We start from the raw sequence: 14,101 nt of genomic DNA on the forward strand, positions 1-14,101 counted from the left end.
TTAACTTTAATATCTCATCCATTCTGCTTATTTCTATTTATAACAAAAATTACTTATGAATAAATTTTCAGTCTCAGGCAATATTGTCGATGTTGTTAACAATAAAATTTTTCCCGGAACGATAAACGTATCGGGTGAGAAAATAGAATCAATCACAGAAACTCCCAACGAAAAATATAATAATTATATCATTCCGGGATTTGTAGATGCGCATGTTCACGTAGAGAGCTCAATGCTTATCCCTTCAGAATTTGCAAGACTTGCCGTTGTGCAGGGTACAGTTGCAACAGTTTCCGACCCGCATGAAATAGGAAACGTGCTCGGCATTGACGGAGTGCGTTATATGATTGCGAACGGGAAACTTGTTCCTTTCAAATTTTACTTCGGAGCATCGCCGTGTGTACCTGCCACAACTTTTGAAACTGCCGGAGCACACATTACACCTAATGACATAAGAAAATTGTTTGCAGAAGATAAGCTTGTTTATCTGAGTGAGATGATGAACTTCCCTGGAGTTCTTTACGGCGATAAAGAAGTGATGGAAAAGATTGCAATTGCTAAAGAGTTTGGCAAGCCGATTGACGGACACGCTCCCGGCTTACGAGGCGAAGATGCAAAAAAATATATTGAAGCTGGCATATCAACTGACCATGAATGTTTTACAATTGAGGAAGCGCATGATAAATTAAAATACGGGATGAAAATTTTAATACGCGAAGGCTCGGCTGCAAAAAATTATGATGCACTGCATACGCTTATTGATACTCACACGGATAAAACTATGTTCTGCAGCGATGATAAGCATCCGAACGATTTAGTCGTAGGGCATTTGAATCAGATTGCGGCGCGCTCAGTTGCAAAAGGTTATGACGTTATGAAGGTCCTTCAGTGCGCATGTGTAAATCCCGTGAAGCATTATAATCTGGAAGTGGGATTATTACAAGTTGGCGATTATGCTGACTTTGCCGTAGTAGAAGACTTAAAATCATTCAAAGTTGAACAGACTTATATTAATGGAAAACTTGTTGCTGATAAAGGAAAAACATTGATAGAACGCGTGCCTTCAACAATTGTAAATAATTTTAATACTGAGTATAAAAATCCCAATGACTTTCAGGTTAAAGCCGTGAAAGAGAATATAAGAGTTATAGAAGCGAATGAAGGACAGCTTATTACGAACGAACTTCACTATCCCATGAAATCAGAAGAAGGTTATTTAGTATCGGATGTTGAAAATGACGTGCTTAAGCTTGCAGTGGTTGAGAGGTATGGCAACACTCCGCCTGCAGTTGCATTCATTAAAAATTTCGGATTGAAGAAGGGAGCGATTGCATCGTGCGTTGCCCATGACTCGCATAATATAATTGCAGTCGGCGTTACGGATGAAGATATCTGCAATGCTGTGAACGGAATTATAAAACACAAAGGCGGTGTATCTGTTTCGCAGGGCGGAAGCACGGAAGTGCTCGGCCTGCCCGTTGCGGGAATAATGTCAAACGAAGACGGTTACACTGTTGCAGATAAATATACGGAGATTGATAAGCTCGCAAAGGAGCTTGGCACGCAGATGTATGCGCCATACATGACGCTTTCGTTCATGGCGCTGCTGGTGATTCCTGCATTGAAGCTCAGCGATAAAGGATTGTTTGACGGAAGCAAGTTTGAATTTACGCCGTTACAGTTTTGATAACCACCCCTAACCCCTCCTTGAAAAGCCGATCATTTATCAAAAGTCCCGCTTTAGCGGGAGAGGGGGACATTCTATAAAAAGTAGAGCTGCATTACATGCGGCTTTTTTATTCATAAAAAAATAATTCCATATACCTACTAATAGGGAAGATTCGTTTGAAAAGGAATTCATGATTCATTATTTTTGAAGTGTTTGAGTTGATGAACGTGGGCTCTCGAATAAAATTCATCTCAGACGAAAAATAAAAAACACCAGCATTGTAAAAACAATACTGATGGAGAGAAAATCCGTCAAAAACCCGTCATTTCAAAAAATTTTCTTTAACATCAATCTGAAGACGAGACAAAGATCCTTCAAAAAAGTTACTTTTTTATTACAGTCAAAATCTGAAATTAAAAAGAATCCGACTATTTCCCGACTTTGTAATAACGTTCCAAAGCTGGAGCATCGGAACGAGAGAATGAAAAAGCTCCGACTAACTTAATTCATCATTCATATTTCTGAATTCATAATTGATATCCATAAGCCCTTATGATAACTTTTGTTGTCCCGTTCCGTATCACTTTTTAACAGTAATTTTCAATCTTAAAAATTCACATGAAAAAAATTTTAATTATCGGCGGAACAGGATTCGTCGGCAGAATGGTCTCCGAACAGCTCTCACAGGATTCCAATTATGACTTAACTTTATTCAATCGCGGAAAAAGAAATCCCGACATCTTCCCGAATGTAAAACATATTCAGGGTGACAGGCTTACCGATGACATAAAAAAACTTGAAGGATTAAAATTCGATTGTGTAATAGATTTTGCAGGCATGTATCCTACAAATATAAATAACACTCTTGAAGTCCTAAAAGGAAACATCGGCAGATATATTTTTATTTCAACCTGTTCAGTTTATGATTTTGAAGCAGTTAACGGAATCATCAGTGAGGATTCGCAAGTTTACGGATGCACAGACGAGCAGCGTGACAGCAAGGACCTGCAATTCTACGGTCACAACAAAGCGGAGTGCGAGAGAGTTATTTTAAGCAAGGACTGGCTTGATGCAATTATTTTCCGTCCTGCGCTAATCTGCGGAAAGTATGACCCCACGGACAGATTTTACTGCTGGCTGTACAGAGCGAAGACACAGGATAAAATATTAATGCCGGAATCAGCAAGCTCACTTACCCAAAATACTTTTGCTCCTGACTTTGCCCACTTAATTATTAAGGCTATAGAGGCAGACGGTCATAGAAAAATTTATAATGCAGTTACACATGACCCTGTCAGTATTTTTGATGTTGTTAATACATGTTCGAAGTTAGTCGGCACGAATCCCGAGCTTGTAGTTAGGTCAGATAAATTTTTCGAAGAGAATAACCTACAGCCATGGATGGATATAGCAATGTGGCTTGGTAAAATGGATTTTGTATTCGATATGAAAAAAGCGCATGAGGATTTCAAGCCGCAGTTTCATTCGTTTGAAGAATCAGTGAAAGATACAATTCCTTTCTATGAAGAAAGAGGATGGCCTGTTCCTAAGTACGGACTGAGCATCGAGAAGGAAAAAGAGTTAATCGAAAAAGATTAATTTTTACCGGGAGGGAGACAGTGCTGAGGAAAAATATACTTTGTGTTTTCGTCTTTCATCCACTCAATTATTTTTATTATCCCAAAGTAGTTGAAAATAAAACCAAGCAACAAACCGATTATGTAATCAAACGGCGATGCTAAATTACTTTTAGATATGAAATAAAAGAAGTAACCTGCTCCGGGAAGAAATAACAAAATACTTGTTAGCATTCCCGGATTATAAATTGTTTTTGCTTTTATGTTGAACATTATTGTATGAGCAAAAAAATTACCGACTGAAATAAGCGTCACACCAATAGCAAACCAGATGTATTTTTCTCCAATGAAAATTGCTATAAAATAAACGGTCCATCCTAAGCACACGTTTACAATAAGAGCTGAATTTGTATTCAAAGGAAATCTATCTGGCATTCTGCTGCTGAATAATTTTTCATTTATCAATCCCGGAAAATAACCCGGATACCTGTACTCTTCAAACTGATGAAAGAAAAGTGATGCGAAATTGAACCACAGAATAAATTTCAGACTTCCAAAAAATTCCGGGTTTAGAATTAGATAAAACGCAGCAGAACAGCCGAAAATAAATCCGATATCGAACCAATGATTTCTGAGAAAATTCATTGAAGAAAATAGTTCTCTGTATTTGTATAATCAATAATTGTATTTTTCACTTTAGAAAAGAATCGGACTTTCCATACCTTTTTTACCCTTTTATTTATTATAGAAAATATTTAAAGTTGAATAATTCACCCTACTCAATTCGATTCACCAAGGTTTCTTTTTTCTAAACTCTAAACGGAGGTAAAAATGAAACGTCTTTCCTGCTTGGTACTTTTCTTACTTACGGCGTTTTCCATTTCCACAACATTTGCACAAACCCCGCAATATTATAATTATAATGTTACGGGTAATACGAACTCTTTTCCGTTTAATATACCCGGCGGTAAAGAGGTACAAGTATTATTTCTCCCCGGAGATTTTGCACAGCCTACTCCTGCACCGGCAGGAAACATAACTGCAGTTTCATTCAGACTTGCAGCGAATTTAGGTCCTTACACTTATACTAATTTTTACATAAAAATGGGTCAGACAAGTCTTACGACTTTTGATGCAGGTGTATGGTACTCCGGTCCGATGACACAGGTTTACCAGAGAGCATCTGTCAGTCTTGGCGGAAATGCTAACGAATGGATGACAATTAATTTAGATACGCCTTTTAATTATAATCCGGCGCAAAGTCTGGTTATTGAAGTAAATCAATGCGGTGCTGCCGGTGCTTCCGGATTCAGTACAGGTACAACAACCCTTACAGGATTCAGAAGAAACACTTCATTAACTACAAGTTCATGTCCTTTTGTATGGGGACAGCAAAGCGGTACGATGCCACATATGGGAGTAAATATTTCTTCAGGTCCGGTAATTTGTACTAAATATGCAAACACATTTTGCCCTTTAGCAACTTATCCTGTACTTCCTGCAATAACATATTTTAACTGCGCAGCCTGGATTGGTGATACATTATATGTTCAGGCACCAACAACAGCCGGGGCAGCTGCTACAACAATTTACAGATATACAGTAGGCGGCACATGGACAACAGGTGTTCCTTGCCCCGTTGGAGTAACTGCTGCATCAATGAACTCAGTCGGCGGAAAATTGTATCTCATCGGGGGAGGAACTACATCGGCAACTACGGGATCAAACAATGTTCAGCGATATGATCCTGCAACAGGAACATGGACTGCTATGGCACCATTGCCTGCTGCCTTATCGGCACACGGTTCTGTAGTTTGGGGCGATAGCGTAATATATGTTGTCGGTGGTCCTTATACAGGCGCGGCAACAAATCTTGATGTTCATTATTACAGAGTAGCTGCAAATACATGGGGTACAATCAGCGCATCTTTACCTTCCGGACAAGGAAGAAGAACTTTTGCCTTAAGTCTTGCTGCCGGAAATAAAATTGTAATGACATGCGGATTTAATACTGTTTATTTAAAATCTACTTATATCGGAACTATCGGTTCTAATGCCACTCAGCTGACATGGGCAGCGGGTCCTGACTTCCCTGTTGCACTAAGCAGACCATCAGGTTTTGCCTATGGAAACTACTCATTCTTATTGGGCGGTGATACAAATACTACAGCTGTTAAAAATGATAAGTTGTGGAGTTATAATGCTACAGGTGGTGCGTGGACACAAATGATAACTGCTAATCCTAGTCCTGTCTCTAATATCATGAATGGAGTAACTATAAAATGTGTTAACGATACTGTAAAGGTGTTTCAACCCGCAGGATATAATGCGGCATCTCTTGGTACAAATAATCTGATTATTACAGGCTGCGGTACAGTAACAGGGGTAGGTAATTCAAGTACAATCCCAAAGGAATATTCATTATCACAAAATTATCCTAACCCATTCAATCCAACAACAAAGATTGAATTCTCATTGCCAAAGGGCGAGTTTGTTGAGATGAGATTATATGATATACTTGGCAAGGAGGTTGCTATACTGGCACAAGGTGCGTTTGAACCAGGAAAGCATACTTTAGATCTGAACTTGTCTTATTTATCCAGCGGTACTTATTTCTATAGAATAACTGCAGGACAATTTACCGATACAAAGAAATTAATGCTTACTAAGTAATAAAATCTAATTTTTATCTATTGAGTTAATAAGGGGAACGAATAGTTCCCCTTTATATTTCTCTGAAAATTTTGTTAAAAATTGTTTATAATTCGTAAAACAAGTAAATCAGTTCTAATCCCTTATTCTCAAAACTATAATAAAAAACACTATGAGAAAAAAAATCACAATGTTGTTATTTGTAGTATTTATTGTCTTACCATTTTTATCTGTTAATGCGGATACAAAAAAAGGAATGCAGAATAGTCCTGTCTCGGATAGCTCTGCAACTCCTGATGCATACGGCTATAAATGGAAAGATAATACAGATGCAGGCGGACCTGCATATACTTTCAGAGATACTACATCTGGCCCAAGCGCAAACTGGACAAGAGTCACAGGACTTAGTGACGATAATAACGTGGGACCGTTTCAGTTAGGTTTTAATTTCAGATACTATTATTACAATGTATCCAGATTAAGAATCGGTTCGAACGGATATTTATTACTTGAATCCGGTTCAGATGTAAATACAAGTCCGCTAAATTCCGGTTTTCCTACAATTCCATTACCAACTGTACCTAATAATTATATAGCAGTATATGGAGCAGATTTAATTTTTGGTGTTGCAGCACAGCCCGGAAAATGCTACATCTATAGAAATAATGTCGACAGCGTTATAGTCACATGGTATGACGTTCCTTTATGGCAGCAGGCAGCCCCCGGATATAACGGAAGCCATACATTCCAGATTGTAATGACAAAGTCAGACTCTTCCATTACAATGCTTTATAAAAACATAGCAGGTACATTACAGCCGCCATCAAGCAATAATGCGCTTGTAATAGGTATTGAGAACATCACGGGTAATATCGGACTTCAAAGATATGCAGGCGTGGGACCAACACCTATTACCAATAGCATGGCTATAAAATACTATTATCCTCGTACAACAACTTATACAGTTAAAGATGCTGCAACATCATGGGTAGATAATGTTACAACGGGAGGTATATTTAAGAGGACAAATGATACTGTTACCGTAAATACAAGAATTGCAAATAATGGTAACGTACCGACAGGAGGCACTTTCCTGGCAAGTCTTTCTATAAAGAATGCATCGAATGTAGTAGTGTTTACGGATTCACTTACTGTTCCTGCACTCAATGCCGAGAAGGATACCCTTGTTTCCTTTGCAAAGAAATTTATTCCTACTACGGCAGGTAAGTACAGTATATCAGTAACAACTTTATTAACTGGAGATGCAGTTCCCAGCAATGATACAAAAACTCTTGAACTTAACGTTGTAACAAGAAGCTCACCATGGTACACTCTTGCCTATGATAACGGAACAAATACAGGCGGTATTTCATGGTCAGGCGGTACAGGCGCAGTTGCAATGTACTTTGTGCCACCGGTTTATCCTGCAAGAATTGATACGTTAAGATTCTTCATACCATCTAACGCAAGCAATGTTTCATTCTTCGGAAAAATTTACAGAGATGACGGACCGGGAGGATTACCGGGAACAGAACTTTATTCATCTTCTGCAATTACTCCAACGCTTAACGTATTCACTCCGATAGTTGTACCTGGAGCAATTACAATTAACAGCGGCGGCTTCTATGTTTCATGGGAAATGAACGGAGCAAGCATTCAGATTGGCGAAGATATTACAGCGCCTATTTCTAACAGAAGCTTTGAAGGACTTGGCGGTTCATTTGCACCTTATAGAAACGGTTCGACAAATGACCCGATGATAAGAGCTGTAATGAAGAATCCAAGTGTAAACGTTGTTAACATGAACACAGGTATTCCTGAGAAATTTTCATTATCACAGAATTATCCTAATCCGTTCAATCCTGTTACAATGATTAACTTTAACATTCCTGTTAATTCATTTGTGAAGTTATCTGTTTATGATATTCTTGGAAGAGAAATAAAGCAGATTGTTAATAACGATTTAACTCCGGGAAGTTATAGCGTAGATTTCGACGCATCGGCTTTAACAAGCGGAGTTTATTTCTATACATTGACAACAAACGGATTTGTTGATACGAAGAGAATGTTACTTGTAAAGTAAAAGAAGTAATAATAGAAGTATAAACAAAAAAGGGAGCGAAGAGCTCCCTTTTTGTTTTACATTAATACTAAATTAATACTAAAAATTTCTTAATTGAAATCCACACTGAATAAAATATCGCTGATTGTTTTTTCATTCTTAGCGAAGTTTGCAGTTGGTGTGTAAGCATAAACAACGTAGTTGCCATGGCTGCTTGCATCAATTGCGGACATAATAAGCATTGACATTTCCTGTCCGTTGATTTTTCCGACAGCGCCTACATAGTAAGCTTCGATGTCACCGATTTGTACAAAATGTGCTTCCCCTTCAGGTTCAAAATCGAAATCACCTAATGCCATTTCAAGTAATTCATCAGCAGAAATTTTATTGTTACCGAATACAACTGCAGTAGAGCCCATTGTTTTATCGGGACTCATGGTTGCTAATTTTGTATCTGTGTTTTCTGTTATTGTCCAGTCAGATGGAAGGCTGAAAGTCATTTTTCCGTCTGTAGATTTTAATTTTGTCCAGTCCGGTTCAGAAGGAGGTGTAACTTCTTTCTTTGGTTCGGATGATTTTTTTACTTCTTTCTTTTTTGTGGTTTCTTTTTGTGTTTCTGTGGTTTTTTTATCTTTCGATTCTGTGGTTGATGTTTTGTCTTCTTTTTTGCCGCAGCCGGAGATTAAAAATAGAAATAATACTACTAGTGCCAGAGTAGAATTGAGTTTCATTCTATGTTAGGGTTTAATTTATAAAAAGTAAATGAAAATAAGATATTCTGCAGATTATTGAAACTGTGTTCCATATCCGCAAGTCATATTTGTTTCGTTTTTTGTTCTACATTATTTCTGTATTTTAGTTCCGTTCAAAATTATTTTGCAGTTTTCATTCAAAAAAAGTTTAAGATATTATGAAACTTCTTTTTGTGAGCAGAGTTATATTAAAAAAACAAAAAATATACATGAAAAAAATCCTACTATCTCTTTTTGCTCTAATTCTTTTTTTAAATTTTTACTCAAACAGTTATTCTCAGAGTTTCGCGGTGGGTTACCGGGTCGGTTCAGGTTCATTTAAACCATTGGATTTTGTTATAGGCAGATATAATGATACCCGCACAGCCATTCTTACAAAAAAAATGGACAAGATATCATCTATATCCGGAGTTGTTTACAGCGTTGGGTATAATTTTGGCGAGGGAGGATTTGAACTCGAAATTCCGAACCTGAAATCCGAAACTGTGAGCTCTGAAACTTCAACTCAGATAAGAGAAGTTTACATGAAAATGACAGGTCTGGAATTTAATTTCTCCTATGGAAAACAAGTGTTTCAGGAGGGTTCACTATTCGGATTTATCGGCGGTGCATTAAGTGTCGATAAAGCTGATGCTTCAGTTTTCACAAGAATCTATGATAAAACAGGGACTGCCGGAGAATTTAAAGAAGTAAAAGCAGATGGCTCAGTAAATATGGGAATAGGACCTTTTGTCGGAGTTCACTTATTATTCCCGTCAGTCATTATTTTTGGCGAAGTAAGACCATTTTATAAATTTTCTATTACAAGCGCAGATTTCTTTGATGTAAATGCTGCATTAAATCCTAATACTTGGTATAATGACGATATAGATGATACCAAAGGAAGCATGAATTATTTAGGTGTGAACGCTAAAATTGGTATTACCGTAGCAATTTTTTAAATAAAGATAGATTTGTTTATATTTTAAAGCCGGTCAGGTTAAGCCTTTCCGGCTTTTTTATTGTAAAACCTATCTCCTGCTATTCCGTAGATATTAAAAATAAAATTCAAAAAATTTTTCATTAGTCTGTCCCCATTTGTAAATCTCAATCGTTAATAGTATATAAATCATCTAAATGATTTAAAATTTTTCAAAATCTAAACATTTAACCAAAATGACAGCAAAAGATAATTCCCTCAACTGGTTTGAAATCCCTGCAACAGATATCAATCGTGCAGCAAAATTTTACGAAACAATTTTTTCAGCAGAAATGCCACGAATGGAAATGGGCGGCTCAATGGCATTCTTTCCTGCCGATATGATGAACGGGAAAGTCGGCGGTGCAGTTGTTCAAAGTGATATGCATAAACCTTCTGCAGACGGCGCAGTAATTTATCTTAATGCAAACCCTGATTTGGATATTGCATTAGGCAAAGTAGAAAAAGCCGGCGGTAAAGTTGTAATGCCAAAAACTAAAATCACTGATGAAATCGGCTTCATGGCTTTCTTCATAGATACAGAGGGAAATAAAGTCGGTATGCATTCAAATAAATAAATGCTAAAATCATGAAAGAATTTTTATTGCTCTTCAGAGGAAGAGATACTCAGCCGGGAGCATCACCCGAGCAAATTCAGGCACAGACACAAAAATGGATGGACTGGATAAACGGTGTTGCAAACGACGGAAAATATAAAGGCGGTCATCCATTAACTGATACGGGAAGAACGATATCCGGTACAAAGAAGGTCATTACTGACGGTCCGTTTATGGAAGGGAAAGAAATGCTTGCGGGATACATTATGGTTTCGGTGAATGATTATGATGAAGCTGTTGCAATTGCAAATAACTGTCCCATACTCGACGGAGAAACCGGAAGTGTGGAAGTGAGAGAAGTAAGAAAAATGTAAAACTAATTGGAAGCTTCGTCTGAAAACGTAAACAAATTAACCGACCATCTTTTTCGCCATGAAGCGGGAAAGATGGTTGCTGTTTTAACGCGTATCTTCGGTCTCTCGCAGATTGAAATTGCTGAAGATATCGTGCAGGATGCGTTTGCCCAAGCGCTGAAAGAATGGAAATTCAAAACTCCTCCCAATCCATCCGCATGGCTGATGATGACAGCCAAGAATAAAGCAATAGATTTATTAAGACGTGAGAGATATAAAGAAAATTATACATTAGAGTCAGCAGCACAGCTTCGTAATGAATATACATCTGTTCCCATAATTGAAAACCTTTTTATGCATAATGAGATAAAAGACAGCCAGCTTAGGATGATTTTTGCATGCTGTCATCCTTCATTAGCTGAAGCGGATCAGATAGCATTCACGCTGAAAATCTGCTCAGGTTTCAGTGTGGATGAAATTGCTGCAGCATTGCTTTCAAATACCGAGACAATTAAAAAGAGAATCCAAAGGGCAAGAAAACTGATTTCGGAAAAAGATATAAAATTTGATATTCCTCTTGGAAATAAATTAAAGAAAAGATTGGATGTAGCTTTACACTCAATTTATCTTTTGTTTAACGAAGGTTACAACTCAAGCAATAAGAGTGATCTGATAAGACAGGATTTGTGTGAAGAAGCAATCCGTCTGGCATTAATGCTTTCTGAAAATGAATTTATAAATCAGCCAAAGTGTTCGGCTCTTGTTGCCTTAATGAGTCTGCTGGCATCAAGATTTGAATCGCGTCTTGATTCTAACGGAGAGATAATTCTACTGGAAGAACAGGACAGGAGTAAATGGAACACAGAATTAATTAATATAGGATTGTACTATCTGAATAAGTCTTCAGAGGGAAACGAAATAAGCGATTATCATATCGAGGCTGCAATCGTAGCTGAGCATTCAATCGCAAAAAGTTTCAATGAAACGAACTGGAATAGAATACTTCAGCTGTATGATATATTAAGTAAAATTAATTCCTCTCCTGTAGTTTTACTTAATAGAGCAATTGTTATTGGGAAATTATCGGGAGCGGCTAAGGCAATAGAGGAAATAAATTTAATTCCCGGTGTTGAAAAATATCTTAAGTCAAACCACTTATTTTCTGCGGTTCTGGGTGAAATGTATAAACAGGAAAACAATTCAGAGGAAGCAAAAAAATATTTTGAAATGGCATATGATTTAACAAATTCTGAAACCGAGAAGAAACTTATTCAAAAGAAAATAAATTTATTACAATAATTTATTCAACCAATTCTTCTTTATCTCCGTTTATTACAATTGCCTGCCCGTCCTTTAAAGTTATGTACTTTATATTATTATCAATGTAATACATTACTAATTCATCGATTAAATCAGTTTCGGGATGGTTTGATTTATAGTGCGGCGCAATTGAATAGGGAAGTATGCCAAGCCCGTTCCATATTGGTTGTTCATTATACATTTTCTTGACATACTTTATATCATCTACAATATCCAGACCTTCGAGTGTTTCTGAAAGCACAACTATTCCGGCACTGTAACCGCCATAAGCTATCTTATCTTCTCTGATAAGCTGCACAAGTATTTCATCGAAGCCGCTCATTTTCATTGCATGACGCAGAAGAAATACGTTTCCTCCGGGAATCCATACGGCATCAAAATCATTCATAACAGTTTTTAATTCTTCTTGTCTTCCAAAATATTTTCTCAGATCAATTTCACTTCCTTTGATTCCAATTCTATTTAGGTTCTCAATCTGTTGCAGTCTGCCGGCTTCTCTATCTTCCGCAGGAAAATAATCTCTTGCATTCAGAATGATTGCAGTATTTTTATCACCTTGAATCATTTCGGCAAATTTTGCCGGGTGATTCCCTAAATGAAACGAAGATAAGTAAAGTCTCATAAGCTCTAAAGTATAATTTCTTCTTTATCTCCGTTAATTACAATTGCCTGCCCGTCCATAAGAGTTTTATAATGTATGTTTTCTGCTATGAAATACTCTACAACTTTATCCATCGATTCAGATTTTCCATGCTGTGACTTGTAGTGCGGCGCAATACAATATGGAAGTACATTTAATCCTTCATATATACATTGTTCATTATAAGTTGATGAGACTTTTGTATCATCATCGGCAATTTCAAGTCCCCGAAGCGATGGAGCCAAAACAACAACTCCCGCGCTGTAACCGGCATAAACAATTTTATCTTCGTTTAACATATTTTTGATAATCACATCAAAGCCGCTATCGTACATTGCCCTCCGAAGAAGAAATGAATCTCCGCCCGGAATCCATAGAGTATCGTATTCCATCAGCTGTGCTTCAAGACTTTCTTTATCGCCGTAATATTTTCTTAAATCAATCTCTTCGGGAGTAAGTCCGATTTTTTCTAAATCGTGGAATTCCTCATGAAGCGCGTGATGTCTTTCTTTTTCGTGAAAGTAATCATGGGCATTTAATATAACTGCAGCACGTTTATTTCCTGTTACTAATCCAGAAAATTTTTCCGGTTCATTACCGAGACGAAATGATGATAAATATAATCGCATATTTTAAAATAGAAAGGAATTTACTCTTAATAAATGGTATTAATTCCATTTAGCGTTTTGCATCTTACTTGTTTTTACAAAAGAGAAGTAATATTATTTTATAAATAAAAATTATGCAAACATATATTGAAATCCGTTCAACAAAAATTCCTGCATTAGGTTACGGTACGTTCCTTCTCCCGGGAAAAGAATGTCTCGACGGAGTTGCCGATGCATTGAACATTGGCTACCGGCATATCGACACTGCTCAGGCTTATAAAAACGAAGAAGAAGTTGGTACTGCTATAAAAAATACATCTGTTAAACGTGATGAAATATTTGTAACAACAAAAGTGACTCCGCGTAATTTTTCGGTTGAAAATTTTCTTCCTTCAGTAGAAGAAAGCCTTCAAAAATTGCAGATGGACTCTGTTGACATGCTGCTTCTTCACTGGCCATCGGATGATGAAACAAACAAAATAGCTGTCGAGCAGTTAGCAATAGCTCAGCAGAAGGGTTATGCAAAACTAATCGGGGTAAGCAATTTCACTCTAAGCCAGATGTATACTGCATTAAAGCAGGCAGATATCTGCTGCAGTCAGGTTGAGTATCATCCGTACTTCGCTCAGAAAAAAGTTCTTCCTTATGTTCATAGCCACAATATGTTTCTCACTGCATACAGACCTTTGGCTGATGGAAAAATTCTCAAAGATGAACTTATCATTTCATTGGCAGAAAAATGTAATCACTCTCCTGCACAGATTGTTTTACGATGGTTCCTTCAGCAGAAAGATGTTGCTACAATTCCGAAAGCTTCCGATGAAAAACATCGCAGAGATAATTTCGATATCTTTGATTTTGAACTAAGCGATGATGATATGAAAGAAATAACCGGACTTGATACAGGCAAGAGAATGGTTGACCCTCCTTTTGCTCCCAAGTGGGATGATTAA

General features: G+C 37.2%; 13 protein-coding genes. 9 read left to right on the top strand and 4 right to left on the bottom strand.

From position 1 onward, the window contains the following. Positions 1–55: 55 nt before the first annotated feature. Together ade and JST55_09025 are read left to right on the top strand one after the other, a co-directional pair. Positions 56–1,687 carry an adenine deaminase gene (ade, locus tag JST55_09020; GenBank protein MBS1493640.1) on the top strand — a complete coding sequence of 544 codons (1,632 nt, stop codon included), beginning with the start codon at positions 56–58 and terminating at the stop codon, positions 1,685–1,687. Positions 1,688–2,287: 600 nt separating this feature from the next. Further along, positions 2,288–3,268: an NAD-dependent epimerase/dehydratase family protein gene (locus JST55_09025; protein MBS1493641.1), complete on the top strand. Its 981-nt coding sequence runs from the start codon at positions 2,288–2,290 to the stop codon at positions 3,266–3,268. On the opposite strand, the gene JST55_09030 is transcribed toward JST55_09025, so the two are convergent. Next, positions 3,265–3,891: an HXXEE domain-containing protein gene (locus JST55_09030; GenBank protein ID MBS1493642.1), complete on the bottom strand. Its 627-nt coding sequence runs from the start codon at positions 3,889–3,891 to the stop codon at positions 3,265–3,267. The two genes, JST55_09025 and JST55_09030, sit on opposite strands and share 4 nt — an antisense overlap. Before the next feature lie 186 nt (positions 3,892–4,077). Between JST55_09030 and JST55_09035 the strand changes: the two genes are divergently transcribed. Both JST55_09035 and JST55_09040 read left to right on the top strand, forming a co-directional pair. Beyond that, entirely contained in the window at positions 4,078–5,919 is a 1,842-nt protein-coding gene (locus JST55_09035) for a T9SS type A sorting domain-containing protein (protein MBS1493643.1), read from the top strand. 151 nt (positions 5,920–6,070) lie between these two features. Beyond that, complete coding sequence (locus tag JST55_09040) at positions 6,071–7,981, top strand: T9SS type A sorting domain-containing protein (GenBank protein MBS1493644.1); 1,911 nt, start codon at positions 6,071–6,073, stop codon at positions 7,979–7,981. Between the two features lie 89 nt (positions 7,982–8,070). Here JST55_09040 and JST55_09045 read toward each other — a convergent pair whose 3' ends face one another. Next, on the bottom strand, positions 8,071–8,691 hold the full coding sequence (locus tag JST55_09045) for a hypothetical protein (GenBank protein ID MBS1493645.1): 621 nt from the start codon (positions 8,689–8,691) through the stop codon (positions 8,071–8,073). A 230-nt stretch (positions 8,692–8,921) separates the two neighbouring features. Between JST55_09045 and JST55_09050 the strand changes: the two genes are divergently transcribed. From JST55_09050 to JST55_09065, 4 genes are all read left to right on the top strand, one after another. Continuing rightward, the gene (locus JST55_09050; GenBank protein ID MBS1493646.1) at positions 8,922–9,653 is read left to right on the top strand and encodes a hypothetical protein; all 732 of its coding nucleotides are present in this window, start codon (positions 8,922–8,924) and stop codon (positions 9,651–9,653) included. A 214-nt stretch (positions 9,654–9,867) separates the two neighbouring features. Further along, a complete protein-coding gene (locus tag JST55_09055) occupies positions 9,868–10,248 on the top strand; it encodes a VOC family protein (GenBank protein ID MBS1493647.1) in 381 nt (126 codons plus the stop codon). Positions 10,249–10,259: 11 nt separating this feature from the next. Beyond that, the gene (locus JST55_09060) at positions 10,260–10,601 is read left to right on the top strand and encodes a hypothetical protein (GenBank protein MBS1493648.1); all 342 of its coding nucleotides are present in this window, start codon (positions 10,260–10,262) and stop codon (positions 10,599–10,601) included. A 6-nt stretch (positions 10,602–10,607) separates the two neighbouring features. Next, positions 10,608–11,879: a sigma-70 family RNA polymerase sigma factor gene (locus JST55_09065; GenBank protein ID MBS1493649.1), complete on the top strand. Its 1,272-nt coding sequence runs from the start codon at positions 10,608–10,610 to the stop codon at positions 11,877–11,879. Between the two features lies 1 nt (position 11,880). On the opposite strand, the gene JST55_09070 is transcribed toward JST55_09065, so the two are convergent. After that, positions 11,881–12,522 carry a Type 1 glutamine amidotransferase-like domain-containing protein gene (locus JST55_09070; protein MBS1493650.1) on the bottom strand — a complete coding sequence of 214 codons (642 nt, stop codon included), beginning with the start codon at positions 12,520–12,522 and terminating at the stop codon, positions 11,881–11,883. Between the two features lie 5 nt (positions 12,523–12,527). Beyond that, the gene (locus JST55_09075) at positions 12,528–13,169 is read right to left on the bottom strand and encodes a Type 1 glutamine amidotransferase-like domain-containing protein (protein ID MBS1493651.1); all 642 of its coding nucleotides are present in this window, start codon (positions 13,167–13,169) and stop codon (positions 12,528–12,530) included. Positions 13,170–13,282: 113 nt separating this feature from the next. Here JST55_09075 and JST55_09080 point away from each other — a divergent pair, with 113 nt between their 5' ends. Then, on the top strand, positions 13,283–14,101 hold the full coding sequence (locus JST55_09080) for an aldo/keto reductase (GenBank protein MBS1493652.1): 819 nt from the start codon (positions 13,283–13,285) through the stop codon (positions 14,099–14,101).

This window comes from Bacteroidota bacterium (genome assembly GCA_018266835.1).
Taxonomy (GTDB): Bacteria; Bacteroidota; Ignavibacteria; order Tepidaquicellales; family Tepidaquicellaceae; genus JAFDZO01.